The following is a 26,723-nucleotide window of genomic DNA, read 5'->3' on the forward strand; positions in this document are numbered from 1 at the left end:
GGAATCATTGATATGAATGCACCTTTTTCTTATGCGTCTCCCACATTGAGCATTGAGGCGTTAAAGCACTCAATTGCTTATAAGCTGATGTTCACCATCGGCAAAGATCCGGTGATCGCCAACAAGCACGAGTGGCTGAACGCCACGCTGTTTGCCGTGCGCGATCGGCTGGTAGAACGCTGGCTGCGCTCGAACCGCGCCCAGCTCTCACAGGAGACCCGACAGGTTTACTATCTGTCGATGGAGTTTTTGATTGGCCGCACCCTTTCCAATGCGCTGTTGTCGCTGGGGATCTATGACGATGTAAAAAACGCGCTGGAAGAGATGGGGTTAGATTTAGAAGAGCTGATTGATGAAGAGAACGACCCGGGCTTAGGCAACGGCGGCCTCGGGCGTCTGGCGGCCTGCTTCCTCGACTCGCTGGCAACCCTCGCCCTGCCGGGACGCGGCTACGGCATCCGCTACGATTACGGCATGTTCAAACAGAACATTGTTGACGGTCGACAGAAAGAGTCTCCGGACTACTGGCTGGAATATGGCAATCCGTGGGAGTTCAAGCGCCACAATACGCGCTATAAAGTGCGTTTCGGCGGACGTGTGCAGCAGGAAGGCAAGAAAACCCGCTGGGTCGAAACCGAAGAGATCCTGGCCGTGGCATACGACCAGATCATTCCGGGCTACGACACCGATGCCACCAACACGCTGCGCCTGTGGAATGCCCAGGCCAGTAGCGAGATTAACCTTGGTAAATTTAACCAGGGTGATTACTTCGCGGCAGTGGAAGATAAAAACCACTCCGAGAACGTCTCCCGCGTGCTGTACCCGGATGACTCGACCTATTCCGGGCGTGAGCTGCGTCTGCGTCAGGAATACTTCCTGGTCTCCTCGACCATCCAGGATATTCTCAGCCGCCACTTCCAGCTGCACAAAACCTACAAGAACCTGGCGGAGAAAACCGCCATCCACCTGAACGACACCCACCCGGTGCTGTCGATCCCGGAACTGATGCGCCTGCTGATCGACGAGCATAAGTTCAGCTGGGATGAAGCCTTTAATGTGACGTGCCAGGTGTTCTCCTACACCAACCACACGTTGATGAGCGAAGCGCTGGAAACCTGGCCGGTGGACATGCTCGGCAAAATCCTGCCGCGCCATCTGCAGATCATCTTTGAGATCAACGATTACTTCCTGAAAACCGTTCAGGAGCAGTATCCGCACGACACCGGTCTGCTGAGCCGCACGTCGATTATCGACGAGTCTAACGGCCGTCGGGTGCGCATGGCGTGGCTGGCAGTGGTGATCAGCCACAAGGTCAACGGCGTCTCCGAGCTGCACTCCAACCTGATGGTGCAGTCGCTGTTTGCCGATTTTGCCAAAATCTTCCCGATGCGTTTCTGCAACGTGACCAACGGGGTCACGCCGCGTCGCTGGCTGGCGCTGGCGAACAAGCCGCTCTCCGAGGTGCTGGATGAGAACATCGGCCGCACCTGGCGTACCGATTTAAGCCAGCTGAGCGAGCTGGAACAGCACGCGGATTTCCCGACAGTGAATAAAGCGGTGCGTGACGCCAAGCTGCTGAACAAAAAGCGGCTGTCGGTGTGGATGGCGCTGCACTTAAACGTGGTCGCCAATCCGAAAGCACTGTTCGACGTGCAGATCAAACGTATCCACGAGTACAAACGTCAGTTGATGAACGTGCTGCACGTCATCGTCCGCTACAACCGCATCAAGGAAGACCCAACGGCTGATTGGGTACCGCGCGTGAACATCTTTGCCGGTAAGGCCGCCTCGGCCTACTACATGGCGAAGCATATTATCCACCTGATCAACGACGTGGCGAAGGTTATCAACAACGATCCGCTGATTGGCGACAAGCTGAAGATTGTCTTTATCCCGAACTACAGCGTAAGCCTGGCGCAGATGATCATTCCGGCGGCGGATCTGTCTGAGCAGATCTCGCTGGCAGGTACCGAAGCCTCAGGCACCAGTAACATGAAGTTTGCCCTGAACGGCGCGCTGACCATCGGCACGCTGGACGGTGCCAACGTCGAAATGCTGGAGCACGTGGGTGAAGAGAACATCTTCATCTTCGGCAATACGGCGGAAGAGGTGGAATCGCTGCGTAAGCAGGGCTACAAGCCGCGGGAATTCTACGAGCAGGATGAAGAGCTGCGTCAGGTGCTGACCCAGATCGCTACCGGCTTGTTTAATCCGGAGGAGCCTGGCCGTTACCGCGATCTGGTGGATTCGCTGATTAACTTTGGCGATCACTATCAGGTGCTGGCGGACTTCCGCAGCTATGTGGATTGTCAGGACAAGGTCGACGAGCTGTATCGTCAGCCGGAAGAGTGGACCACCAAAGCGATGCACAACATCGCCAACATGGGCTACTTCTCGTCTGACCGCACCATCAAAGAGTATGCCGAGACTATCTGGCATATTGATCCGGTACGGTTATAAACGCAAAAAGGCAACGAAAGTTGCCTTTTTTAATGTTTGCTCCCTCTCCCTGTGGGAGAGGGGCGGGGTGAGGGCATCAGGCCGCACCCCGCCATTTTCGCCGGGTGGCGGCTTCGCCTTACCCGGCCTACGTATCTGCATCCTTCACGACGCTAACGATAACTCTCGCTTTTGCGCGTTCTGCTCAAGCCACTGCGCCACGCGGGACTGCTGCTCCGCATTCAGCCACATGCCCTCTTTGGTGCGACGCCACAGCGCATCGTCTGCGCGGCGTACCCACTCGTGCTCAACCAGATAGCGCAGCTCGGCTTCATAAAACTCATGGCCAAAATGTTCGCCCAAATCGCTGAGGTTTGTCACCGCGTTCAGCAGCAGTTCACTGTTGCTGCCGTAAGTGCGGGCGTAATGGCGGGCCATGGATTCGCTGATAAACGGATGGCGACGGCGCAGTTTTGCCGCGTAGTCATCGCGGTTGCCGTCGATATCACCGCCAGGCAGCACCGCGCCTTTGGTCCAGGCAGAGCCAATACCCTGATAGTACGGGGACAGTTTCTCCAGCGCGTGTTCCGCCAGCTTACGATAGGTGGTGAGCTTGCCGCCAAACACCGAAAGCAGCGGCGCTTTGCCTTGGTCATCGTGGATATCCAGCGTGTAGTCGCGGGTGATCGCCTGCGGAGAATCGGATTCATCATCGCACAATGGACGCACCCCGGAGTAGGTCCAGACCACGTCGTCGCGCGCCAGCGACTTTTTAAAGTGCGCGTTATAGACCTGCAGCAGGTAGTTGATTTCGCTTTCGTCGATGCCGACGTTTTTCGGATCGCCTTTGTACTCTACGTCGGTGGTGCCGACGATGGAGAACTCATCCATCCACGGGATCACAAACACGATGCGCTTGTCTTCGTTCTGCAGAATGTAGGCCTGCTTCTGGGTGTGTACGCGCGGAACCACAATATGGCTGCCTTTGATCAGGCGGATGCCATACGGCGACGGCAGTTTCATCCCGTCGTCAAAGAACTGTTTCACCCACGGGCCGGTGGCATTCACCAGACCGCGTGCCTGCCAGCTGAAGCGCTCGCCGGTATCGATATCTTCGGCTTCGACGATCCACAGGCCCTTTTCACGGCGAGCGGAGAGGGCGCGGGTGCGGGTTTTCACTTCTCCGCCTTTGCGTTCAACCATTTGCGCGTTGGCGAGCACCAGTCGGGCGTCGTCCACCCAGCAGTCAGAATATTCGAATCCGCGCACGATTTCTGGCTTCAGGACCGAGTCTGCGCCAAAACGCACACCGGCGGAGGCGGGCAGGCTGGTGCGTTTACCCAGATGATCGTACATAAACAGACCGATGCGGATCATCCACGCCGGACGCAGATGCGGGCGGTGCGGCAGGCGAAAGCGCATCGGTGTGGCAATATGCGGGGCCATTTTCAGCAGCACTTCGCGCTCGGCCAGCGCCTCGCTGACCAGACGGAATTCGTAGTGTTCCAGGTAGCGCAGGCCGCCGTGGATAAGCTTGGAGCTCGCGGAGGAGGTGGCACAGGCGAGATCCTGTGCTTCCAGCATCAGGACGGATAAACCGCGTCCGGCGGCATCTGCCGCAATACCTGCCCCGTTGATACCGCCACCTATTACAATCAGATCTTTGGTTTCCATTGTATCCTCACGCACTTTCGTAAAAGCTCAAAAATGTTCGATATCGCTCATATTAGCAAAGGAATGCGCTTTTAGTAACATCAAAAAAACAATTTTGAGTGATACAGCTAACATAATGGCGTTTACCCGCCGCCAGGACGTACACTAGACGGTAAAATGCCCCACTGAACGAATAACAGAGAGCAGCAGAGAGCACCATGGAACAGTTTGAATGTATTAACGTCGAAGAAGCGCACCAGAAAATGCACCAGGGAACGGCCGTGCTGGTGGACATCCGCGATCCGCAAAGTTTTGCCATAGGCCATACGCCGGGTGCCTTTCACCTGACGAATGCCTCACTGAGCACCTTTATGCAGGATAACGATTTTGATACCCCGGTGATGGTGATGTGCTATCACGGTAACAGCAGCAAGGGTGCGGCGCAGTATCTGCTGCAACAGGGCTACGATGCGGTCTACAGCGTGGACGGCGGTTTCGACGCCTGGCATCGCCATTTCCCGGCAGAAGTCGAGCACGTCGACGTTTAGGGTATATACTGTCCCCTTTTGTGTGGAAATAAGCGACTGCCGCCGATGCTGATGATTACCTCTTTTACTAACCCGCGCGTGGCCCAGGCGTTTGTCGACTACATGGCGACGCAGGGCATTATCCTCACTCTTCAACAACATACCCAGATTGACGTCTGGCTGGCGGATGAAAGCCAGGCCGACCGGGTGCACGCTGAACTGGCGCGTTTTCTGGAAAACCCCGCCGACCCGCGCTATCTGGCGGCGAGCTGGCAGTCGGGCCAGACCGATAGCGGCCTGCGCTATCAGCGCTTTCCTTTCCTGGCGACGTTGCGCGAGCGCGCGGGGCCATTCACCCTGGTCTTAATCGCGGCCTGCATTCTGGTGTTCATCATCATGAACGTGGTGGGCGATCAGACCGTGATGATCCTGCTGGCCTGGCCGTTTGACCCGTCCCTGAAATTCGAATTCTGGCGCTACTTCACCCACGCGCTGATGCACTTCTCCGTGCTGCATATCCTCTTTAACCTGCTGTGGTGGTGGTATCTCGGCGGCGCGGTGGAGAAACGGCTCGGCAGCGGCAAGCTGGTGGTGATTACGCTGATCAGCGCCCTGCTCAGCGGCTTTATCCAGCATCAGTTTAACGGGCCGTGGTTTGGCGGGCTTTCCGGCGTAGTGTATGCGCTGATGGGCTACGTCTGGCTGCGCGGCGAGCGCGATCCGGACAGCGGGATCTATCTTGAGCGCGGGTTAATGGCCTTCGCATTAGTCTGGATTATTGCCGGCTGGTTTGATCTGTTTGGCATGGCGATTGCCAATGGCGCACACGTGGCCGGGCTGGCGGTTGGGCTGGCGATGGCGCTTGCCGATACGCTACATGCGCGAAAACGAACATAATTCTGCCAGGGAACTCTGATGAAACAAACACAACGTCATGACGCCATTATCGAGCTGGTGAAGAAGCAGGGATACGTCAGCACCGAGGAGCTGGTGGAGCAGTTTGCCGTCAGCCCGCAGACCATTCGCCGTGACCTGAACGATCTGGCCGATCAGAACCGCATTCTCCGCCACCACGGCGGGGCGGCGCTGCCGTCCAGCTCGGTGAACACCTCCTGGCACGACCGCAAGGCGACCCAGACCTCAGAGAAAGAGCGGATTGCCCGCAAAGTCGCCAGCCAGATCCCCAACGGTGCGACGCTGTTTATCGACATCGGCACCACCCCGGAAGCGGTCGCCCACGCCCTGCTGAACCATGAAAATCTCCGCGTGGTGACCAACAATCTGAACGTCGCGACCACGCTGATGCAGAAAGAGGACTTTCGCATCATCCTCGCCGGGGGGGAGTTGCGCAGTCGCGACGGCGGGATTATTGGCGAAGCGACCCTCGATTTTATCTCCCAGTTCCGCCTCGACTTCGGCATCCTCGGCATCAGCGGCATCGATACCGACGGCTCACTGCTGGAGTTTGACTATCACGAAGTGCGTACCAAGCGGGCAATCATCGACAACTCACGTCACGTGATGCTGGTGGTGGATCACTCGAAGTTTGGCCGTAACGCGATGGTGAACATGGGCAGCATCAGCATGGTGGATGCGGTCTATACCGACGTGATGCCGCCTGAAGGGGTGTTGCAGGTGATTCGCGAGCATAAGTTGCAGTTAGAACTGTGCTGATATTAGCTCCTCTCCCGGTGGGAGAGGGCTAGACCCCATACCCCATCATTTTCAACAGCTGCTGGGCATGCTGCACCGCATCCTGGCGGTGAGCAACGCCGAGCTTCTGATACAGATTGCGGATATGGGTTTTGATGGTGGTCGCGGCCACCGCCAGCTCTCCGGCAATCTGGTCGTTACTGTATCCGGAATAGATCAGCCCCAGAACCTGCCACTCACGCTGAGTCAGCGGGCTGGTGCGGATCAGTTCCGGCACTTCCGGATGGGTCAGCAGGCGCTCGACAAAGGTTTCGTCGAAGTGGGCGAACTTGTGGCGGTGATGCTGATTAATCTCCCGCAGAATGCGCTGGGCGCGGTGCTGATCCAGCTCCGGCAGGGTATTCAGCTGAATAAGCTGGCGCAGCTGCTGCGCCATCGTCTCGCCTTCAATCACAAAGTGACTGATAAACCCGGTGCGGTTCGCCAGCTGCAGCGCTTCCAGCAGCACGCGCTGGGCGTCATTTTTGCGACCCGCCTGCCAGTAAAGCTGGTTCTGCAGCAGCAGGTTGCGGTTCAGATCGCTCATCAGACGCAGACTGCGGGCATTTTCATTCAGCTCTTCCAGCACGATTTCTGCCGGTTCAAACTCCCCTAACAGGATCTGCGCCCGGGCAATGTTGCGCCACTGGCTTTGCAGGAAGTGGTTGTTGGCGAACTCCGGCTTCGGCGTCTGGCGCAGCCAGTTGGCCGCCGATTTTTTATCTCCGGTCATCTGCCAGTAAATCACCCGTACTTTATCGGCGTTCGATACCCAGTCGCTGTGATACTGACCGTTGCCGAGCAGGTTCTCCAGACGGTTGAGGTGGTTACGGGCGTTATCCAGATCGCCGCGTGCCAGCGAGCACTGAACCAGCAGGCCCAGACACTGCAACTGCTGCTGAGGCTGGAAGGCGGAGAGCACGTCGACCCCATGACGGGCAGTGCTTTCGGCTTCGTCCAGTCGGGCCCAGGCCCACAGCAGCTGGGCACGGATGCGCAGCAGGAACTCGTGCATCGGGAGCTGTTCCAGATGCTGATCGCGGATCAGGTTGAAGGCTTTTTCCTGAGTTTCCCAGGCGGCCTGCAGGAAGCCCTGGGCAAACAGAATTTCGCTTTGTTGGATCATGCTCCACAGGGCGTAATGCCAGACGTCATGGCGGCGTGCCATCTGTTCTGTCTGCTGCATCAGCGACAGGGAGCGGGTGAGATCGCCTTTACAGTGCAGAACCTCGCCATGCACGGAGGTTGCCACGATGCGGCTGTAGAAGTGCGCCAGCGGCAGCTCTTCCAGCGCACCCATCGCCAGGCGCTCGGCCTCGTCCGGGTTACCGTCGTTGATGGCGACCTGCGCCCGCAGGGCATTGAATTCGCCATGCAGCGCCGCATCCATCTCGCTTTTCATCTCCTGCTCGGCGCGGGCCAGCAGGGTATTCACTTCGCTGTAGCGGTGCTGGCTCTGCATCAGCCAGGCCTGCAGCAGCACCAGACGCGGGTTCTCCAGCAGGCTTTCCCACGGCAGGGCGCGCAGCGACTCTTCAAGCAGCGCCAGCTCGCTGTGGTTAAACAGGCTCCAGGCGTGGTTGAGCAAAATATCGCGCAGCATATGGGCATCCCCCGCCGCCAGCGCGTGGTGAATGGCCTCGCTCGGGAAGCCTTGCGCCATCCAGCTTTCTGCTGCGGCGCGGTGAATGTCAGGCAGTTCGGTGGCCAGTTCCCATTGACAGCGCTGGCGCAGGAAGCTGCCAAACAGCGGGTGGTAACTGAACCATTCTCCGGAGTCGTCCATACGCTGCAGGAACAATCCCTGACGTTCGATCTCTTCCAGCCGCATCTGGCCGTTATCTTCCCCGGTCACGCGCACAATCAGCGCGTCGTTCATCGAGCGCAGCAGCGAGCTTTTCAGCAGGAACTGGCGGGTCGACTGATCGACGCTGTCGAGGACTTCATCGACCAGATAATCGGAAAGGTGGCTGGCATTGATCCCGGCCAGGCGGCGCGCGGACTGCTGCGCCGGGCTGTTGTTGTGTCGGGCTGAAAGCGCAATCAGCTGCAGGGCGGTGGCCCAGCCAGCGACGTCATCACACAGACGGCTGCTTTCGGCGACTTCAATCGGGGAGGTGAGACGGCAATCAAAGAACTGCTTCGCTTCCTGATGGGTAAAGGAGAGCTGTTGGCTGCCCACTTCCAGCAGCTGATCGCGCACGCGCAGGTTGGCAATGCCCAGCTGCGGCAGGTTGCGCGACAGGATCACTAAGGTCAGGTTTTCCGGCTGATGGCGCAGGAAAAAGCGCATCGACTCGTGGATCACCGGATTGGTGATCAGATGATAATCATCAATCACCAGATAGAGCGGGCGATGCCATTCGGCCAGCTCGATAAACAGTTGGGAAAACAGGGAAGAGAGGCTGGCGTACTGGCGCTTTTGTACCATCACTTCGCTGGTGACGCAGTGCCCGTTGGTGGCCTGCTGAATGGCGGCGATCAAATAGCTGGCAAAACGCTCCTGCTGATTATCGCCCTCATCGAGAGAGTACCAGCCGAGATCGCTTTTGCCCGATGCCCATTGAGAGATGAGCGTCGTTTTGCCGTAGCCTGCAGGGCTCGTTACCAGCGCCAGTCGAAAATTGTTCGCGCCGGAAAGTTTCGCCAGCAGGCGTTCGCGAACCACAGTATGGTCAAGACGAACCGGGCGACTTAATTTGGACGGAATCAACATATTTTTCACTTCACTGTGTGGAAATCGAGATTTGATTTTTTTTGCGCTTCGTAATTAATCTCTATAAGGTCGGTCAGAAACCTTTTTATTGCAAGTTATGTCCGGGTTTTCTGTCCCTTAATTTGCACTCTGTCACAAAAATATATCGCAGACTGAGGGAACTTTTCGGATGGGCTTCTAAAGCGCATGGATACTGGAAAGAGGGGGTAAAAGCACGTATTGCACAAAAAGGTTCGGAGAAGCGTAAAGGCTGTTAAAAGTTAATAAAATCTCTGCTGGGTTAACGATGTAAAATAACGCACTGAGATAGAGCTTATTATGAGAAATATTATTTCAGGTAAGTAATTATTACCTTGTTTATATATTTCTTATGAAATGACACAGCTTTTTTGTCCCTTCTGGCGCTTGTTTAATCGCCGTTTCTCGCGCAACCTGACGGCATAAAGTGGCCACGATCACAGTTTACTGCTCATCCCCGCTACTCCTCCCCGCCTAATCCCCCGCAGGAGGAGGAAGTGCCCCGAGGAGCCAGGCACACTAGCACCAACGTGTTAATTTCTTTCTACAGGATGCCGATCCCTTATGTCACAGCCTACCTTCAACAAAGCTCAATTTCAGGCTGCCCTGACGCGTCAGTGGCAACGATTTGGATTACATGCCGCTGAGGAGATGACCTCCCGCCAGTGGTGGCAGGCCGTCAGCGGTGCGCTCGCAGAGCTGCTGAGCGCCCAACCCGCGGTGAAGCCAGCGAAAGGCCAGCGCCACGTCAACTACATCTCGATGGAGTTCCTGATTGGCCGCCTGACCGGCAACAACCTGCTGAATCTCGGCTGGTATCAGGAGGTCAGCGATGTGCTGAGCACCCACAATATCCACCTGACCGACCTGCTGGAAGAAGAGACCGATCCGGCGCTGGGCAACGGTGGCCTGGGGCGTCTGGCAGCCTGCTTCCTTGATTCGATGGCGACGGTGGGGCAATCGGCGACCGGCTACGGCCTGAACTATCAGTACGGCCTGTTCCGTCAGTCCTTTGCCGACGGCCATCAGATGGAAGCCCCGGATGACTGGCATCGCGGCAGCTACCCGTGGTTCCGCCACAATGAGGCGCTGGACGTGCAGGTCGGGATTGGCGGCAAAGTGACGAAAGCGGGGCAATGGGAACCTGGCTTTACGATCACCGGCCAGGCGTGGGATCTGCCGGTACTGGGTTACCGTAACGGCGTGGCGCAGCCGCTGCGCCTGTGGCAGGCGACACACGCGCATCCGTTTGACCTGACCAAATTTAACGACGGCGATTTCCTGCGTGCTGAGCAGCAGGGCATCGACGCGGAAAAACTGACCAAAGTTCTCTACCCGAACGACAACCATCTGGCGGGCAAAAAGCTGCGTCTGATGCAGCAGTACTTCCAGTGCGCCTGTTCGGTGGCCGATATTCTGCGTCGCCATCACCTGGCGGGCCGCAAGCTGAACGAGCTGGCAGATTACGAAGTGATCCAGCTCAATGACACCCACCCGACGATCGCCATTCCTGAACTGCTGCGCGTATTGATCGACGAGCATCAGATGAGCTGGGACGACGCCTGGGCCATCACCAGCAAAACCTTCGCTTACACCAACCACACTCTGATGCCAGAAGCGCTGGAGTGCTGGGACGAGAAGCTGATTAAAACCCTGCTGCCGCGCCATATGCAGCTGATCAACGAAATTAATACCCGCTTTAAAACGCTGGTGAAGAAAACCTGGCCGGGCAACGAAGCCGTCTGGGCAAAGCTGGCGGTGGTCTATGATAAGCAGGTCCGCATGGCCAACATGTGCGTGGTGAGCGGCTTTGCGGTTAACGGCGTCGCTGCGCTGCACTCCGACCTGGTGGTGAAAGATCTGTTCCCGGAATATCACCAGCTGTGGCCGAACAAGTTCCACAATGTCACCAACGGCATCACGCCGCGCCGCTGGATCAAACAGTGCAACCCGGCCCTGGCCGCGCTGCTGGATAACACCCTTGAGCACGAGTGGGCCAACGATCTCGACCAGCTGATCAATCTGGAAAAACAGGCTGATGATGCGGCCTTCCGTGAGACTTACCGCACCATCAAACTGGACAACAAGGTGCGCCTGGCGGCCTTCGTTAAAACCCGCACCGGGATTGAAATTAACCCGAACGCGATTTTTGATATCCAGATCAAACGTCTGCACGAGTACAAACGTCAGCACCTGAACCTGCTGCACATTCTGGCGCTGTACAAAGAGATCCGCGAGAACCCGCAGGCTGACCGCGTGCCGCGCGTGTTCCTGTTCGGTGCGAAAGCGGCACCGGGCTACTACCTGGCAAAAAACATCATCCTCGCGATCAACAAAGTGGCTGCGGCGGTGAACAACGATCCGAAAGTTGGCGACAAGCTGAAAGTGGTGTTCCTGCCGGATTACTGCGTCTCGGCAGCCGAGCTGCTGATCCCGGCGGCGGACGTCTCCGAGCAGATCTCCACTGCCGGTAAAGAGGCCTCCGGCACCGGCAACATGAAGCTGGCCCTCAACGGCGCGCTGACGGTCGGTACGCTGGACGGCGCCAACGTCGAGATCGCCGAGCAGGTGGGCGACGAGAACATCTTTATCTTCGGCCATACCGTCGAAGAGGTGAAAGCGCTGAAGGCCAAAGGCTATAACCCGGTGAAATGGCGTAAGAAAGACAAGGTGCTCGATGCAGTGCTGAAAGAGCTGGAAAGCGGCAAATACAGCGACGGCGACAAGCACGCGTTTGACCAGATGCTGCACAGCATCGGCAAAGAGGGTGGCGATCCGTATCTGCTGATGGCGGACTTTGCCTCTTATGTCGAGGCCCAGAAGCAGATCGACGTTCTGTATCGTGACCAGGAAGCCTGGACCCGGGCGTGCATTCTGAACACTGCGCGCTGCGGTATGTTCAGCTCTGACCGCTCAATCCGTGACTATCAGGCTCGTATCTGGCAGGCAAAACGCTAAGGAAGCGCGATGGAAAGTAAACGTCTCGATAATGCCGCGCTGGCGGCGGGGATCAGCCCCAGCTACATCAATGCTCATGGTAAACCGCAGTCGATTGGTGCTGAAACCAAGAGGCGTTTGCTGGATGCCATGCATAAAGCCAAACCCGTCGCGAAAGCGGCGGTGACCGCCGTACCGAACGTGATGGTCTACACCGCTGGTAAAAAAATGCCGCTGATGATTGAAGGCAGCGGCGAATTTAGCTGGTTACTGACTACCGAAGAGGGGCATCAGCATAAAGGCCACGCCACGGGCGGCAAAAATCTGAACCTTCCGGCCAAACTGCCGGAGGGTTATCACACCCTTACGTTGACCCAGGACGACAGTCGCTGGCACTGCCGGGTGATTGTGGCACCAAAACGCTGCTACGAGCCGCAGGCGCTGAAAGAGGGCAAAAAGCTGTGGGGCGCCTGTGTGCAGCTCTACACCCTGCGCTCTGAGGCGAACTGGGGTATCGGCGATTTCGGCGATCTGAAAAAGATGCTGGCGGGCGTGGGCGATCGCGGCGGCGCGTTTATCGGCCTCAACCCGATCCATGCCCTCTATCCGGCCAACCCGGAGAGCGCCAGCCCGTATAGCCCGTCATCCCGTCGCTGGCTGAACGTGATTTACATCGACGTGAACGCGCTGGACGATTTCCGTAACAGCAAAGAGGCGCAGGCCTGGTGGGCGATGAGCACCACTCAGCAGACGCTGAAGCGCGCGCGCGACGCCGAGTGGGTGGATTATGCCACCGTCACCGCGTTGAAGATGGCGGCCCTGCGCATGGCGTGGAAAGGTTTTGCCCAGCGTGACGACGAGCAGATGACTGCGTTTCGCCAGTTTGTAACCCAGGAGGGCGAAAGCCTGTACTGGCAGGCGGCGTACGACGCACTGCATGCATATCAGGTGAAAGAGGATGAAATGCGCTGGGGCTGGCCGGTGTGGCCACAAGCCTATCAGTCCGTTAACTCGCCTGAGGTAAAAGCGTTTTGCGACCAGCATGCCGACGAAGTTGATTTTTACCTTTGGCTGCAGTGGCTGGCGTACAGCCAGTTTGCCGCCTGCTGGCAGGTCAGCCAGGGTTATAACATGCCAATTGGCCTCTATCGCGACCTGGCGGTTGGCGTGGCAGAAGGGGGGGCAGAGACGTGGTGCGATCGCGAGCTGTACTGCCTGAAAGCCTCGGTTGGTGCGCCACCGGATATTCTGGGCCCGCTCGGCCAGAACTGGGGCCTGCCGCCAATGGATCCGCACGTGATTACGGCCCGTGCCTACGAGCCGTTTATCGAGCTGTTGCGCGCTAACATGCAAAACTGCGGGGCGCTGCGTATTGACCACGTGATGTCGGTGCTGCGCCTGTGGTGGATCCCGTACGGCGAAACTGCCGATCACGGGGCCTATGTTCACTATCCGGTTGACGATCTGCTCTCAATCCTTGCGCTGGAGAGTAAGCGGCATAACTGTATGGTGATTGGCGAAGATCTCGGCACCGTCCCGGTCGAAATCGTCAGCAAGCTGCGTGACAGCGGCGTTTACTCGTATAAGGTGCTCTACTTTGAAAACGACCTTGAGAAGAACTTCCGCGCGCCGCAAGCGTATCCTGAGCAATCAATGGCAGTCGCGACGACGCATGACCTTCCTACGCTTCGTGGCTGGTGGGACAGCGGCGACCTGACGCTCGGCAAAACCCTGGGGCTCTACCCTGACGAGGTGATGTTGCGCGGTCTGTATCAGGATCGCGAGCTGTCGAAGCAAGGGCTGCTGGATGCGCTGCACGCCCACGGCTGTCTGCCGAAACGCGCCGGGCATAAGGCCTCCCTGATGTCGATGACCCCAACGCTCAACCGCGCGATGCAGCGTTACATCGCCGACAGCCACAGCGCCCTGTTAGGGCTGCAGCCGGAAGACTGGCTGGATATGCCGGAGCCGGTCAATATTCCCGGTACCAGCTACCAGTACAAGAACTGGCGCCGCAAGTTGTCCACCTCCCTTGAGGCGATGTTCGCCGATGACAGAGTGAACAGGCTGATTAAAGATCTGGATAAGCGGCGAAAAGCCGCAGCGAAGAAGAGATAAAAACAAAGAACCCGCCAGATGGCGGGTTCTTTTTTGCCTTACGGCAAGGTCACATCAGACAACCATTCCCAGCAGCAGACACCCAATCAGGCCGCAGACAGAGATAATGGTTTCCAGCATCGACCAGGACTTGATGGTCTCACCGATGGTCAGGTTGAAGTACTCCTTGAACAGCCAGAAGCCCGGATCGTTGACGTGAGAGAAAATCACGCTACCGGAACCCACCGCAATAACCATCAGCTCAGGGCTGACGCCGGAAGTCGCAATCAGCGGGGCAACAATACCGCCCGCGGTAATGGCTGCAACCGTTGCTGAACCCAGCGCGATACGCAGAACGGCAGCAATAGACCACGCCATCAGGATAGGGGAGATGTTGGTGTCATGCATCATAGAGGCGATGTATTTGTCGACGCCGCTATCCACCAGAACCTGCTTGAACGCACCGCCGCCGCCGATGATCAGCAGCATCATGGCGATGATTTTGATCGAAGAGCTCAGGGTATCGTTAATCTGGTCCATCGAGCGACCACGGTTCAGACCGAAGGTAAAGAGCGCAATCAGCACCGCAATCAGCGTTGCCATGACCGGGTCACCCAGGAATTCTGCTACGCCAAGGAACGGGTGGCCTTTCGGCAGGACCATTTCAGCGACCGCACGCAGCGCCATCAGTACAACCGGTACCAGAGAGGTCCAGACGCTGACTGCAAAGCTTGGCATTTCGGCTTCGGTGAAGGTTTTGGCGCTGTACAGACCTTCCGGGATCGGTTTGTCGATCCCTTTCAGGGTACGGGCAAATACCGGACCGGCCAGGATAACGGTCGGGATCGCCAGAATCGTACCGAACAGCAGGGTTTTACCCATATCGGCGTGGAAGATGGTGGCGATAGCGGTCGGACCCGGGTGCGGTGGCAGGAAGCCGTGGGTTACAGACAGCGCAGCGGCCATCGGGACACCCACATACAGCAGCGGAATGCTGGCAGAGGCGGCAATGGTGAAGACCAGCGGCAGCATCAGCACGAAGCCCACTTCGTAGAACAGAGCAAAACCCACGGTAAAGCCGGTTAATACCACCGCCCACTGGATATGCTGTTTACCGAATTTTGCAATCAGCGTGGTTGCGATGCGCTGTGCGCCACCACAGTCCGCGAGCATTTTGCCGAGCATGGCGCCGAAGCCCATAATCAGCGCCAGGCTACCGAGGGTACCGCCCACGCCGGCTTTGATGGAGCTGATAACTTTTACCAGCGGCATACCTTGCATCAGGCCGACGGCAAGTGCCACCAGAACCAATGCGATGAAGCCGTTCATTTTGAAACGGATCATCAGGAGCAGTAATAAGATGACACCGATAGCGACGATGACTAATGGCATGATTGACCTGGCCTTAAATTTGTTATGGGTAACGTCATTGTTTCAACGACAAATTTATGTTGCCCCAACTGGGAACAGAGTATTCACGGCACTATAGCTGACGACCTTCTGAATCTTTTAGTTTAGTCGGCTGAAGTCAGGTTGTTGAGTGCCCACGAGAATGATACGGGTAACATAGGCAGCTTGAGAATCACCCTGGCGGTCAAAATGTGAATAATGAGACGCAGGTCATGTTATGAGAGGGGGTGACGCAGGGGAATGTCGGCCCGGCAGATGCAGCATCGCCGGGCCAATACAGGTGGGAACTTAGTAGTAAGAGTGCTCGCCGCGCTGGTGCTCGGTAAGATCGCGCACGCCTTTCAGCTCCGGGAATTCGGTCAGCAGCTGCTTCTCGATCCCTTCTTTCAGGGTCACGTCGACCATGGAGCAGCCGTTACAGCCGCCGCCAAACTGCAGAATGGCAAGACCGTCTTCGGTGATCTCCATCAGCGAAACGCGACCACCGTGGCCAGCCAGCTGCGGGTTAATCTGCGACTGCAGCAGGTACTCAACGCGCTCCATCAGTGGGGCATCGTCGGTCACTTTGCGCATTTTGGCATTCGGCGCTTTCAGGGTTAACTGCGAACCCAACTGGTCGGTAACAAAATCGATATCCGCATCCTCAAGATACGGCGCGCTCAGCTCATCGACATAGGCCGTGAGGAGCTCAAATTTCAGGGCGGTGTCAGTTGCTTCCACAGCATCCGGTGGGCAATAAGAGACGCCGCATTCTGCGTTCGGGGTACCTGGATTTATCACGAATACGCGGATCTGGGTCCCTTCTTCCTGATTTGCCAGCAGTTTGGCAAAGTGCGCTTGTGCAGCATCGGAAATACGGATCATAGCATTGGCCTAATAGTTGACTAAAATACCTGGGTATAATACGCCCAACCTGAGGGCGCTACAAGGTTCGACACAGACACCATACCTGAACCGACGCCGCACCGCTTCGCAAAAGCAGGCGGGAGAGTTCCGCGACGGTACTGCCTGTAGTGACGACATCATCCACCAGAGCGATATGGCGTCCGGCGACCGGTAATTCAAGCGTAAAAGCGTGCTGCAGATTGCGTTTTCGCAATCTGGCGCTGAGGTGATGCTGGGTGGGTGTGGCGCGCGTTCGCCTGAGAGCGGTGGGAACATAGGGGCAGTTCAGCCAGTGAGCTAGCGGGCGACAGAGCAGGTCGCTCTGGTTAAAACCGCGCCGCCAGTGACGCCGCGACCACAGCGGCACCGACATCAGCAGATCCACACCCGGCAGCGCGCGGCTGCGCCGGGCCCGCAGCACGGCCAACAGCAGAAGCCTCGCCAGCGGCAGGGCCAGCTGGCTCTGACGAGAAAATTTCAGCTGATGCACCAACGGACTCACCGGTGGCCTATAGTCATCCACGGCCACCAGCGCCTGCCACGGCGGCGATTTGCGCAGGCAGCGTCCGCAGGGCTGGCGCGGATGGATCGCCGGCAAGCCGCACTGCGGGCAGACGCTTACCGGCGCGACTATCGCCCTTTCACATACCGAACAGACTCCCCAGTGGCTGAGCGCGAGCGGCATCTGGCATAGCCAGCACAAGCCGGGCACTGTTAGCATAGACCCCCTCCCTGTAGAAAAAAGAGAACAGTAATCGATGAACACGCTTTGGTGGCAGACCGTCGGGACAGGAAATTGTCATCTTGTGCTGCTGCACGGATGGGGGCTGAATGCCGAAGTCTGGAGTTGCATTCGCGAGGAACTCGCCTCGCAGTTTACCCTGCACCTGGTCGATCTGCCGGGGTTTGGCCGCAGCCGCGACGGTGGCGCGATGCCGCTGGCGCAAATGGCTGAACAGGTGCTGGCGCAGGCGCCGGATCGGGCGATCTGGCTGGGCTGGAGCCTGGGCGGGCTGGTGGCGAGCCAGATTGCGCTCACCCACCCGGAACGGGTGCAGGCGTTGGTGACGGTGGCATCATCTCCGTGTTTCAGCGCGCAAGGCGAGTGGCCAGGCATCAAGCCCGAGGTGCTGGGCAATTTCCAGCAGCAGTTGAGCGACGATTTTCAACGCACGGTTGAGCGCTTTCTCGCGCTTCAGACTATGGGCACCGCGTCCGCGCGTGCGGATGCTCGCACCCTGAAACAGACCGTGCTGTCGCTGCCGATGCCAGATGTCGAGGTACTGAATGGTGGGCTGGAGATCCTGAAAACGGTCGATTTACGTGCGCCGCTGGCGTCGCTGACGCTGCCACATCTGCGGCTGTACGGCGCGCTGGACGGACTGGTGCCGCGCAAGATAGTGCCACTGCTCGATGCGCTGTGGCCTCAGAGCGAGTCGCAGGTTATCGACAAGGCTGCCCACGCGCCCTTTATTTCGCATCCGGAGGCATTTTGCGCGGCGTTAACGGCGCTACGTCAACGCTTGATCTGATTGTTTTCTGTTCATCATGGAAAAAGCCGCTCTCCGCTACGATACTCTTTATGTCGTGATGGCGGTGACGCCTGCGATAAACACAATTACCAATCGATGGAGAAGATGGATATGAAACTTGTCACAGGAATTGTCGCTTCACTGGTTATTGGGTCGCTCTCTTTTGGGGCTTTTGCGGCGAAAGAGCTGCAGCGCGATGAAGCTAAAAAGATGAATCTGACGAAAGTCGGGGATGTTTCTACCTCTGACAAAACTGCGCCTATGGACGCCAAAAAAGAGCTTTCTCAGAAAGCAGACGAAATGGGCGGCACGTATTATGTGATTACCAGCGGCACCCAGAACGAAAAAGATATTCGTGCAACGGCAGAAGTGTTCAAGTAATTCATCATTGAATGCCGGGTGGCGCTTCGTCTTAGCGAAGCGCCCACCACTCTTTCAGGCAGGCTTTCCCTTCGGGGCAGCTTTTACAGCTGCCAGACAAGCAGCCGTCCGCATCCTGTTGGATCCGCTGCGCTTTACCCATCGCCTCCAGGCGTTCAAGCATGGCATCGACCAGCGCCCGCGGCGTATGCAGCACCTGGCTGAGTTGGGCGGCTTCCATCCGTCCCTGCAGTGCCAGTAAATCGCGAACCTGAATTAACGATGCCATAGTGCCTCCTAATGACAGTCGCTGGCCGGACGGTTACAACAGGCGGTTGCGTTTTTGCCGTTGGCGAGCAGATTGACATCCACCCGGCTGCGCGCCCGGCGAAGCAGGCCAATCACCACCACGTTAAACAGCACCACCGCCAGAATGCACACCAGGCTATAGCGCGGATGCTGGCTGAAATTGACCGTCTGGTAATACAGCGTCGCCAGCGAATAGGCGATATTCAGCCCCCACAGCACCGAGAAGCCCATCCAGCCGCGGCTCGATTCACGGGCAATCGCCCCCATCACCGAGATGCACGGAATGTACAGCAGAACGAAGATCAGGTAGCTGTAGGCCGCCGATGCGCTGCCAAATTTCTCGCTCATCACCCCCATCGCCCCGGTTGCCATCTCACCGTCGCCTTTGCTGGCTTCAATCGGATTGGCCAGTACGCTCAGGCTGAAGGTATCTTTCAGGCTCTGCGCGGTCTCTTCGACAGCGCTCAGGAGTTCATCGCCGAGGCTAAATTCTGCCGGGTTGAACGCTTCTTCCTGAATGTTCTCTGCGGTGTAGAGGGTGTTCAGCGTACCCACCACCACCTCTTTCGCCATCGCACCGGTAAACAGCCCGACGGCGGCCTGCCAGTTGTCTTCATGCACGCCGATCGGTTTCAGCAGCGGGGTCAGCTCGCGGCTGACCGAGGCCAGCGCCGAATCGTTGATATTGTCGACTGCCTGACCGCTCAGCGAGAAGCTGTTCAGCGCGCTGAGGAAAATACTGACAATGACGATCACTTTACCGGCGCGCAGGACAAAGCCCTTCAGGCGTTGCCAGGTCTGAATAAACAGACTTTTCAGGTGCGGGACGTGGTAAACCGGCAGCTCCATGACGAACGGAGTCGCTTCCCCGCGCATGATGGTGTGCTTGAGCATCAGTCCGGTGAGGATCGCCATCACGATGCCGAGCACATACAGCGAGAACACCGCCAGCGCGCCCTGCTGGCCAAAGAAGGCCGCCGCAAAGACGGCGAAGATGGCCAGACGCGCGCCGCAGGACATAAACGGCGCCATCATGATAGTCATCAGGCGTTCACGCGGGGCATCGAGCGTGCGGGCCCCCATTACCGATGGCACGTTACAACCGAAGCCGACAATCAGCGGGACAAAGGATTTGCCCGGCAGGCCGAGCGCCTGCATCAGGCGATCCATCACGAAGGCCGCGCGGGCCATGTAACCGGAGTCTTCGAGGAACGAGAGGAACAGGTACATCATGCCGATCTGCGGCACCAGCGGCAGCACGGTGTTGATCCCTCCGCCCAGCCCCTGAGCCAGGAAAATGGTCAGCCATTCCGGCAGATGCAGGGTGTAGCCCAACCACTGGAGCCCGTGAATAAAGATGGCCACCGAGCCGACATCAAACAGCGGCTGCAGCGCGCCGCCGATGTTGATCGCCAGCAGGAACATCAGATACATCACCAGCAGAAACACCGGCAGGCCGAGAAAACGGTTGAGGATCACGCTGTCCAGCGCCCGGGTAAAGCGGCTCGGTTCAGCGGTGAGAGCATTACTGACCACATCGCAGATCGCGGCAATGCTTTGATAGCGGGCATCGGCAATATGCAGGGCAGGATCGTCCATTTCGGCATTCAGGCGCGTCAGGGCACCCTCAAGATTTTGCGCGGCATCACCCGCGTAGGCGCGGCTGTAGATATCTCCTTCCAGCATCTGCAGGCCGAGCCAGTGGCGCTGCCTGAGCGGCATATTCTGCGCCATCTCCTGCGCCAGCCGTCCTGCTTCACGCTGCAGCGGCTGGGCATAATGCACAAGCTCCACATCGGCATTGCGGCTGTGGCGGTCAATGGCGAGCTTGAGGGCGTCGATGCCGCGCGCGCGGGTGGAGACCAGCGGCACCACCGGGCAGCCCAGGCGAGCGGAGAGGGCGTCGATGTCGATGCGGATCTGCTGTTTTTCGGCGATATCGAGCATGTTCAGCGCCACCACGCAGGGTATGCCCAGCTCCAGCAATTGCAATGTCAGATAGAGGTTGCGCTCCAGATTGGAGGCATCCACCACATTGATCAGCAGGTCGGCGTCGCCGCTCAGAATGTAGTGGCAGGCGATCTGCTCATCGAGCGAGGTCTGGGAAGAGATGGTGGTTAACGAGTAAGTGCCGGGCAGATCGACCAGCGTGACCTGATGATCGGTGGTGGCGAACTGGCCCTCTTTGCGCTCGACCGTAACGCCTGCCCAGTTTCCCACTCGCTGACGCGCGCCAGTAAGCTGATTAAATAAGGTGGTCTTGCCGGAATTTGGATTGCCAATTAAACCAATAGTTAATTTTTTCATTGTAATAGACTCGCTGCAGGAGCTGGCGTGTTATTGGGACAGGGCTTCAACTTCTATTAATGCGAGATCTTTTTTACGCAGAACCAGATTCACACGGCGGGTTTCAATATGTACCGGATCCCCCATCGGGGCGACGCGCACGACCTGAAAAGAGGAGCCGGGCAGCATCCCTAACGAGAGCAGCTTCTGGCGATAGGCCGGGCTAATTTCGTGCGTAAAGCCGGTAATTTTCCACGCACTGTCTGGAGTGAATTGCATAGCGCCTACTTAACGGAAGGTTAAATAATCAACAAGCACAATGGTAATGAGAATGGTTTGTATCATCAATATGTAATATGTAGCGGAAGGTTAACAACGCTATTAATTTGCCGGCTGATTGACTTTGCGCAATATTTTCGCGAGTTGGTCAGGTGGCATAAAAGACACATTTGTTAATGAAATGGTGTTATTCAGTTTTATATTTACTGCTAATGATTAAATAAAGAAATAATACGTGAGGAAAGGTTACGCAGAGAATGTTCCCCCTCGTGCGAGGGGGAACGACAGGATTAACGCTTCTTACCCATTGCCGCTGCCAGCGCATCCATCATGGCGCTGTTACCGGCGGATTGCGTCTCGCGTCCGCGAGGTTTGGCCGCCGGACGAGATTGCTGCTCGCGCGGGCTGCTGTTACCGCCGCCGCGACGGGCGTTGGTCTCGCCAGGCTGCTCGTCCAGACGCATGGTCAGGGCGATACGCTTGCGCTGCAGATCCACTTCCAGCACTTTGACCTTCACGATATCGCCCGCTTTCACCACGGTGTGCGGATCCTGCACGAACTTATCGGCCAGAGAAGAGATATGCACCAGACCATCCTGATGCACGCCGATATCAACGAACGCACCAAAGTTGGTGACGTTGGTGACGGCCCCCTCCAGCACCATGCCCGGCAGCAGGTCATTCATCGTCTCTACGCCTTCGGCAAACTGCGCGGTTTTGAATTCAGGACGCGGGTCGCGCCCGGGTTTCTCCAGCTCTTTGATGATGTCGGAGACCGTCGGCACACCAAATTTGTCGTCGGTGAAATCAACCGCTTTCAAGGATTTGAGCTCGCTGCTGTTGCCCATCAGCACCTTCAGCGCCTGCTGGGTAGCGGCCAGAATGCGCTCGACCACCGGATAGGCCTCCGGGTGAACGGTAGAGGCATCCAGCGGGTTGTCGCCGTGGTTGATACGCAGGAAGCCCGCGCACTGTTCGAAGGCTTTCGGCCCCAGACGGCTTACTTTCAGCAGCTGTTGGCGGTTCTGGAACTGACCGTTTTCATCACGCCAGGCCACAATGTTTTGCGCCATCATGCGGGTTAATCCGGCTACGCGGGTCAGCAGCGCCACCGAAGCGGTATTCAAATCCACCCCCACGGCGTTTACGCAGTCTTCCACCACCGCATCCAGCTTGCGCGCCAGCTGAGACTGGCTGACGTCGTGCTGATACTGGCCCACACCGATAGATTTCGGGTCGATTTTCACCAGTTCGGCCAGCGGATCCTGCAGACGACGGGCGATAGACACGGCACCACGAAGGGAGACATCCAGGTCCGGGAATTCAAGTGCGGCCAGCTCAGACGCGGAGTAAACCGACGCGCCCGCTTCGCTGACGATCACCTTCTGGGCGGTCACTTTCGGGAACTGTTTTTGCAGATCGAGGAAGAAGCGCTCGGTTTCACGTGAGGCGGTACCATTACCGATCGCCACTAGCTCAACGTTGTGCTTCTCACACAGGGCTGCAACCGCCACTGCGGCTTTGGCCGCCTGCCCGGTGTGGGGATAAATCGTATCGGTGGCGACCAGCTTGCCAGTACCATCGACTACCGCGACCTTAACGCCGGTACGCAGGCCAGGATCGAGACCCATGGTCGCGCGCAGGCCTGCCGGGGCTGCCATCAGCAGGTCGTGCAGGTTACGGGCGAAGACGTTGATCGCTTCGTCTTCGGCGCGTTCGCGCACGGTGCCCATCAGCTCGGTTTCGAGGTGCATCAGCACCTTGATGCGCCAGGTCCAGCTCACCACGCCTTTGCGCCAGCTGTCCGCCGGGGCATTGTTCAGGCGCAGGTCGAGATGTTGAGTAATGATCTGCTCGCCGTGGCTCTCTTTCGGCGGTTCGTCGAACTGCGGATCGGCATTCAGGGACAGCTGCAGCACGCCTTCGTTGCGGCCACGGAACATCGCCAGCGCGCGGTGGGACGGCGTCGTGGCGATCGGTTCGTGATGGTCGAAGTAGTCGCGGAATTTCGCCCCTTCATCCTCTTTGCCGCTGACGACGCTGGCAACAATGTGCGCATTCTTCCACAGATAATCACGCACTTTTGCCAGCAGGGCGGCGTCTTCGGCGAAGCGCTCCATCAGAATGTAGCGTGCGCCATCCAGCGCGGCTTTGGTGTCGGCCACGCCTTTATCGGCATCGATAAACTTCGCCGCTTCAGTTTCCGGGTCGTGAGAGGGTGTGTTCCACAGCCGCTCGGCCAGCGGCTCAAGGCCGGCTTCGATGGCGATTTGCCCGCGCGTGCGGCGTTTTTGCTTGTACGGCAGGTAGAGATCTTCGAGTTCGGTTTTGCTCAGCGTACCGTTGATGGCTTTTTCCAGTGCATCCGTCAGTTTGCCCTGTTCGCCGATGGATTTCAGGATCGTCTGGCGTCTGTCTTCCAGTTCACGCAGATAACCGAGGCGCGTTTCCAGATTACGCAGCTGCGTGTCATCCAGACCGCCCGTGACTTCCTTACGATAACGTGCAATAAACGGCACGGTGTTCCCTTCATCAAGCAGGCGAACGGCAGCTTCTACCTGTTCCGCCCGTGCCTGAAGTTCACCCGCAATAATGCGGCAGAGCGAATCTTTCATCATGGCTATTTCATCTTGTGGATCGAAAAATCAGGGGATAGTTATACGGACTGGCACGGCAAAATGCCAGTCGACGCGCGAGGCTCTCGGATTGTTCCGGCGGGTTATTTCACATACTCGATGGCGTTCACATACCAGGTGGCTTCGCCCGAGGGGGTATGCACCAAAGCGAGATCGCCCACTTCCTTTTTCAGCAGCGCCCGGGCCATCGGGGAGTCGATCGAGATGTAATCCTTACGACCAAAAATTTCATCGTAGCCGACAATGCGAAAGCGCTTCAGGTCGCCGTCGTCATTTTCGATCTCCACCCACGCGCCGAAGAAGACTTTGCCCTCCTGCTGCGGGGAGTAATCGACAATTTTCAGATTCTCAAGGCACTTGGTCAGATAGCGCACCCGGCGGTCAATTTCGCGCAGCCGCTTTTTGTTGTACTGGTAGTCCGCATTTTCACTGCGGTCGCCCAGACTGGCGGCCCAGGTCACTTTTTTTGTCACTTCGGGGCGCTCTTCCCGCCACAGCGTGTCCATCTCTTTCTTGAGGTTCTCGTACCCTTCGCGGGTGATCAGCGGCGTTTTCATTCTCAGGCCTTACGACTTAGGTTGCATACCTTGCGCACATTACGTATCACTTAGCTTAACAGACAGGATTAATAATGAGTTATGTGATGAATTGTACATATAAGCTCCTGTTAAATATGCTTTGTAACAATTTCGACTAGAATTTATACCAGAATTAACTGGTCGTGGACGCGCACCTTTTTACAATACGCTGTTCAAGATTATCCGAACCTTTGGGAGTACTGACAATGCAAGAGAATTATAAGATTCTGGTGGTAGATGACGACATGCGTCTGCGTGCGCTGCTCGAGCGTTATCTGACCGAGCAGGGCTTCCAGGTTCGTAGCGTGGCCAACGCCGAACAGATGGACAGGCTGCTGACCCGTGAGTCCTTCCATCTGATGGTGCTGGACCTGATGCTGCCGGGCGAAGATGGTCTCTCTATCTGCCGCCGTCTGCGCAGCCAGAGTAACCCGATGCCGATCATTATGGTGACGGCGAAAGGGGAAGAAGTTGACCGTATTGTGGGCCTCGAAATTGGCGCCGACGACTACATTCCAAAACCGTTCAACCCGCGTGAGCTGCTGGCACGTATTCGCGCTGTGCTGCGCCGTCAGGCCAATGAACTGCCTGGCGCGCCGTCCCAGGAAGAGGCCGTGATCGCCTTTGGTAAATTCAAGCTGAACCTCGGCACCCGTGAGATGTTCCGCGAAGATGAGCCTATGCCGCTGACGAGCGGTGAGTTCGCGGTGCTGAAAGCGTTAGTCAGCCACCCGCGTGAACCGCTTTCCCGCGATAAGCTGATGAACCTGGCCCGCGGTCGCGAATACTCCGCGATGGAGCGTTCGATCGACGTACAGATCTCCCGCCTGCGCCGCATGGTGGAAGAAGATCCGGCGCATCCGCGCTATATCCAGACCGTTTGGGGTCTGGGCTACGTGTTTGTCCCGGACGGCTCTAAAGCATGAGGCGAATGCGTTTCTCGCCGCGTAGCTCGTTTGCCCGCACCCTGTTACTGATCGTCACCCTGCTGTTTGTCAGCCTGGTGACGACGTACCTGGTGGTGCTGAACTTTGCGATCCTGCCGAGTCTCCAGCAGTTTAATAAGGTCCTGGCCTACGAAGTGCGTATGCTAATGACCGATAAACTGCAGCTGGAGGACGGTACGCAGCTGGTGGTGCCACCGGCGTTTCGCCGGGAGATTTATCGCGAGCTGGGCATATCGCTCTATTCCAACGAAGCGGCGGAAGACGCAGGACTGCGCTGGGCGCAACATTATGAATTCCTCAGCCAGCAGATGGCGCAGCAATTGGGTGGCCCGACGGAAGTGCGCGTCGAGGTCAACAAAAGCTCCCCGGTGGTCTGGCTGAAAACCTGGCTGTCACCCAATATCTGGGTGCGCGTGCCGCTGACCGAAATTCATCAGGGCGACTTCTCGCCGCTGTTCCGTTACACCCTCGCGATTATGCTGTTGGCGATAGGCGGCGCATGGCTGTTTATCCGCATCCAGAACCGACCGCTGGTCGACCTGGAGCACGCGGCGCTCCAGGTCGGTAAAGGCATTATCCCGCCGCCGCTGCGCGAGTATGGCGCATCGGAGGTACGTTCCGTGACCCGCGCCTTTAACCATATGGCCGCCGGGGTGAAGCAGCTGGCCGACGATCGCACCCTGCTGATGGCCGGGGTCAGTCACGACCTGCGCACGCCCCTGACCCGTATTCGCCTAGCGACGGAGATGATGGGCGAAGAGGACGGGTATCTGGCGGAGTCCATCAACAAGGACATCGAAGAGTGCAATGCGATTATCGAGCAGTTCATCGACTACCTGCGCACCGGTCAGGAGATGCCGATGGAGATGGCGGATCTGAACGGCGTGCTGGGTGAAGTGGTGGCGGCCGAGAGTGGTTACGAACGCGAAATCGAAACTGACCTGCTGCCGGGCGAAATCCAGGTGCGGATGCACCCGCTGTCGATCAAGCGTGCGGTGGCGAATATGGTGGTGAACGCCGCCCGCTACGGCAATGGTTGGATCAAGGTTAGCAGCGGCTCGGAACTGAATCGTGCCTGGTTCCAGGTTGAAGACGACGGTCCGGGGATCAAACCGGAGCAGCGTAAACATCTGTTCCAGCCGTTTGTTCGTGGAGACAGCGCGCGCAGCACCAGCGGCACAGGCTTAGGTCTGGCGATTGTTCAGCGTATTGTGGATAACCATAATGGGCTGTTGGAGATTGGCACCAGCGAGCGGGGAGGATTGAGCATCCGCGCATGGCTCCCGGTGCCGTTTACGCGTGGACAGCAGGTGAAAGAGAGTTAACAAGCAGGCAATACGTGTGGCCTGATGCCCTCATCCCAACCCTCTCCCACCGGGAGAGGGCACAAAAATCAAAAACGGCAACCTGGTTGCCGTTTTG

Annotated in this window: 20 protein-coding genes; 10 read left to right on the top strand and 10 right to left on the bottom strand. The window is 57.6% G+C overall.

Annotated elements, in window-relative coordinates; all coding sequences use genetic code 11:
• The first annotated feature begins 12 nt into the window (after positions 1-12).
• The gene (gene glgP / locus ACRDD5_RS21385; RefSeq protein WP_438677932.1) at positions 13-2,460 is read left to right on the top strand and encodes a glycogen phosphorylase; all 2,448 of its coding nucleotides are present in this window, start codon (positions 13-15) and stop codon (positions 2,458-2,460) included.
• 144 nt (positions 2,461-2,604) lie between these two features.
• Here the strand turns inward: glgP and glpD are convergent, their stop codons facing one another.
• Entirely contained in the window at positions 2,605-4,113 is a 1,509-nt protein-coding gene (gene glpD, locus ACRDD5_RS21390; protein ID WP_438677933.1) for a glycerol-3-phosphate dehydrogenase, read from the bottom strand.
• A gap of 197 nt (positions 4,114-4,310) precedes the next feature.
• Here glpD and glpE point away from each other — a divergent pair, with 197 nt between their 5' ends.
• The 3 genes from glpE to ACRDD5_RS21405 are packed head-to-tail and all read left to right on the top strand — an operon-like array spanning position 4,311 to position 6,293.
• Positions 4,311-4,640 (top strand): thiosulfate sulfurtransferase GlpE, encoded by a 330-nt coding sequence (gene glpE, locus ACRDD5_RS21395; protein ID WP_271282588.1) that lies wholly within the window; start codon positions 4,311-4,313, stop codon positions 4,638-4,640.
• A 45-nt stretch (positions 4,641-4,685) separates the two neighbouring features.
• Positions 4,686-5,516: a rhomboid family intramembrane serine protease GlpG gene (gene glpG, locus ACRDD5_RS21400; RefSeq protein WP_271282587.1), complete on the top strand. Its 831-nt coding sequence runs from the start codon at positions 4,686-4,688 to the stop codon at positions 5,514-5,516.
• Positions 5,517-5,534: 18 nt separating this feature from the next.
• A complete protein-coding gene (locus tag ACRDD5_RS21405) occupies positions 5,535-6,293 on the top strand; it encodes a DeoR/GlpR family transcriptional regulator (protein ID WP_271282586.1) in 759 nt (252 codons plus the stop codon).
• 28 nt (positions 6,294-6,321) lie between these two features.
• Here ACRDD5_RS21405 and malT read toward each other — a convergent pair whose 3' ends face one another.
• Entirely contained in the window at positions 6,322-9,027 is a 2,706-nt protein-coding gene (gene malT, locus ACRDD5_RS21410) for an HTH-type transcriptional regulator MalT (RefSeq protein WP_438677934.1), read from the bottom strand.
• 582 nt (positions 9,028-9,609) lie between these two features.
• Here malT and malP point away from each other — a divergent pair.
• Entirely contained in the window at positions 9,610-12,003 is a 2,394-nt protein-coding gene (malP, locus tag ACRDD5_RS21415) for a maltodextrin phosphorylase (protein WP_438677935.1), read from the top strand.
• Between the two features lie 9 nt (positions 12,004-12,012).
• Positions 12,013-14,100, top strand: coding sequence for a 4-alpha-glucanotransferase (gene malQ / locus ACRDD5_RS21420; protein WP_438677936.1), 2,088 nt, complete (start codon positions 12,013-12,015; stop codon positions 14,098-14,100).
• A 54-nt stretch (positions 14,101-14,154) separates the two neighbouring features.
• Here malQ and gntT read toward each other — a convergent pair whose 3' ends face one another.
• The 3 genes from gntT to gntX form a co-directional block, all read right to left on the bottom strand.
• Entirely contained in the window at positions 14,155-15,471 is a 1,317-nt protein-coding gene (gene gntT, locus ACRDD5_RS21425; RefSeq protein ID WP_438677937.1) for a gluconate transporter, read from the bottom strand.
• A gap of 306 nt (positions 15,472-15,777) precedes the next feature.
• Positions 15,778-16,353, bottom strand: coding sequence for a Fe-S biogenesis protein NfuA (nfuA, locus tag ACRDD5_RS21430; RefSeq protein WP_271282581.1), 576 nt, complete (start codon positions 16,351-16,353; stop codon positions 15,778-15,780).
• Positions 16,354-16,411: 58 nt separating this feature from the next.
• Positions 16,412-17,095, bottom strand: a complete 684-nt coding sequence (gntX, locus tag ACRDD5_RS21435; RefSeq protein WP_438677938.1) for a DNA utilization protein GntX — start codon at positions 17,093-17,095, stop codon at positions 16,412-16,414.
• A gap of 37 nt (positions 17,096-17,132) precedes the next feature.
• Between gntX and bioH the strand changes: the two genes are divergently transcribed.
• Both bioH and ACRDD5_RS21445 read left to right on the top strand, forming a co-directional pair.
• Positions 17,133-17,906, top strand: coding sequence for a pimeloyl-ACP methyl ester esterase BioH (gene bioH / locus ACRDD5_RS21440; RefSeq protein ID WP_438677939.1), 774 nt, complete (start codon positions 17,133-17,135; stop codon positions 17,904-17,906).
• Positions 17,907-18,017: 111 nt separating this feature from the next.
• Entirely contained in the window at positions 18,018-18,287 is a 270-nt protein-coding gene (locus ACRDD5_RS21445; RefSeq protein WP_271282687.1) for a YdgH/BhsA/McbA-like domain containing protein, read from the top strand.
• A 31-nt stretch (positions 18,288-18,318) separates the two neighbouring features.
• Here the strand turns inward: ACRDD5_RS21445 and feoC are convergent, their stop codons facing one another.
• From feoC to greB, 5 genes are all read right to left on the bottom strand, one after another.
• Positions 18,319-18,555: a [Fe-S]-dependent transcriptional repressor FeoC gene (feoC, locus tag ACRDD5_RS21450; RefSeq protein WP_438677940.1), complete on the bottom strand. Its 237-nt coding sequence runs from the start codon at positions 18,553-18,555 to the stop codon at positions 18,319-18,321.
• A gap of 8 nt (positions 18,556-18,563) precedes the next feature.
• The gene (gene feoB / locus ACRDD5_RS21455; RefSeq protein WP_438677941.1) at positions 18,564-20,882 is read right to left on the bottom strand and encodes a Fe(2+) transporter permease subunit FeoB; all 2,319 of its coding nucleotides are present in this window, start codon (positions 20,880-20,882) and stop codon (positions 18,564-18,566) included.
• A 30-nt stretch (positions 20,883-20,912) separates the two neighbouring features.
• On the bottom strand, positions 20,913-21,140 hold the full coding sequence (gene feoA / locus ACRDD5_RS21460; protein ID WP_271266557.1) for a ferrous iron transporter A: 228 nt from the start codon (positions 21,138-21,140) through the stop codon (positions 20,913-20,915).
• A gap of 290 nt (positions 21,141-21,430) precedes the next feature.
• Positions 21,431-23,758: a Tex family protein gene (locus ACRDD5_RS21465; protein ID WP_438677942.1), complete on the bottom strand. Its 2,328-nt coding sequence runs from the start codon at positions 23,756-23,758 to the stop codon at positions 21,431-21,433.
• A gap of 101 nt (positions 23,759-23,859) precedes the next feature.
• Positions 23,860-24,333, bottom strand: a complete 474-nt coding sequence (gene greB, locus ACRDD5_RS21470; RefSeq protein WP_271282575.1) for a transcription elongation factor GreB — start codon at positions 24,331-24,333, stop codon at positions 23,860-23,862.
• Between the two features lie 227 nt (positions 24,334-24,560).
• Here greB and ompR point away from each other — a divergent pair, with 227 nt between their 5' ends.
• The gene (gene ompR, locus ACRDD5_RS21475; RefSeq protein ID WP_001157751.1) at positions 24,561-25,280 is read left to right on the top strand and encodes an osmolarity response regulator transcription factor OmpR; all 720 of its coding nucleotides are present in this window, start codon (positions 24,561-24,563) and stop codon (positions 25,278-25,280) included.
• Positions 25,277-26,626 carry a two-component system sensor histidine kinase EnvZ gene (gene envZ / locus ACRDD5_RS21480; RefSeq protein WP_438677943.1) on the top strand — a complete coding sequence of 450 codons (1,350 nt, stop codon included), beginning with the start codon at positions 25,277-25,279 and terminating at the stop codon, positions 26,624-26,626. The genes ompR and envZ overlap by 4 nt, the downstream gene beginning before the upstream one ends.
• Positions 26,627-26,723: the final 97 nt, after the last annotated feature.

Source organism: Silvania sp., from assembly GCF_051656365.1.
In the GTDB taxonomy this organism is placed as follows: Bacteria; Pseudomonadota; Gammaproteobacteria; order Enterobacterales; family Enterobacteriaceae; genus Enterobacter; species Enterobacter hatchlandensis.

What these genes read in the sequence shown, in the direction of transcription:
- glgP (WP_438677932.1), top strand. Translation starts at nt 13, where the DNA reads ATGAATGCACCTTTTTCTTATGCGTCTCCCACATTGAGCATTGAGGCG.
- glpD (WP_438677933.1), bottom strand. Translation starts at nt 4,113, where the DNA reads ATGGAAACCAAAGATCTGATTGTAATAGGTGGCGGTATCAACGGGGCA.
- glpE (WP_271282588.1), top strand. Translation starts at nt 4,311, where the DNA reads ATGGAACAGTTTGAATGTATTAACGTCGAAGAAGCGCACCAGAAAATG.
- glpG (WP_271282587.1), top strand. Translation starts at nt 4,686, where the DNA reads ATGCTGATGATTACCTCTTTTACTAACCCGCGCGTGGCCCAGGCGTTT.
- ACRDD5_RS21405 (WP_271282586.1), top strand. Translation starts at nt 5,535, where the DNA reads ATGAAACAAACACAACGTCATGACGCCATTATCGAGCTGGTGAAGAAG.
- malT (WP_438677934.1), bottom strand. Translation starts at nt 9,027, where the DNA reads ATGTTGATTCCGTCCAAATTAAGTCGCCCGGTTCGTCTTGACCATACT.
- malP (WP_438677935.1), top strand. Translation starts at nt 9,610, where the DNA reads ATGTCACAGCCTACCTTCAACAAAGCTCAATTTCAGGCTGCCCTGACG.
- malQ (WP_438677936.1), top strand. Translation starts at nt 12,013, where the DNA reads ATGGAAAGTAAACGTCTCGATAATGCCGCGCTGGCGGCGGGGATCAGC.
- gntT (WP_438677937.1), bottom strand. Translation starts at nt 15,471, where the DNA reads ATGCCATTAGTCATCGTCGCTATCGGTGTCATCTTATTACTGCTCCTG.
- nfuA (WP_271282581.1), bottom strand. Translation starts at nt 16,353, where the DNA reads ATGATCCGTATTTCCGATGCTGCACAAGCGCACTTTGCCAAACTGCTG.
- gntX (WP_438677938.1), bottom strand. Translation starts at nt 17,095, where the DNA reads ATGCTAACAGTGCCCGGCTTGTGCTGGCTATGCCAGATGCCGCTCGCG.
- bioH (WP_438677939.1), top strand. Translation starts at nt 17,133, where the DNA reads ATGAACACGCTTTGGTGGCAGACCGTCGGGACAGGAAATTGTCATCTT.
- ACRDD5_RS21445 (WP_271282687.1), top strand. Translation starts at nt 18,018, where the DNA reads ATGAAACTTGTCACAGGAATTGTCGCTTCACTGGTTATTGGGTCGCTC.
- feoC (WP_438677940.1), bottom strand. Translation starts at nt 18,555, where the DNA reads ATGGCATCGTTAATTCAGGTTCGCGATTTACTGGCACTGCAGGGACGG.
- feoB (WP_438677941.1), bottom strand. Translation starts at nt 20,882, where the DNA reads ATGAAAAAATTAACTATTGGTTTAATTGGCAATCCAAATTCCGGCAAG.
- feoA (WP_271266557.1), bottom strand. Translation starts at nt 21,140, where the DNA reads ATGCAATTCACTCCAGACAGTGCGTGGAAAATTACCGGCTTTACGCAC.
- ACRDD5_RS21465 (WP_438677942.1), bottom strand. Translation starts at nt 23,758, where the DNA reads ATGATGAAAGATTCGCTCTGCCGCATTATTGCGGGTGAACTTCAGGCA.
- greB (WP_271282575.1), bottom strand. Translation starts at nt 24,333, where the DNA reads ATGAAAACGCCGCTGATCACCCGCGAAGGGTACGAGAACCTCAAGAAA.
- ompR (WP_001157751.1), top strand. Translation starts at nt 24,561, where the DNA reads ATGCAAGAGAATTATAAGATTCTGGTGGTAGATGACGACATGCGTCTG.
- envZ (WP_438677943.1), top strand. Translation starts at nt 25,277, where the DNA reads ATGAGGCGAATGCGTTTCTCGCCGCGTAGCTCGTTTGCCCGCACCCTG.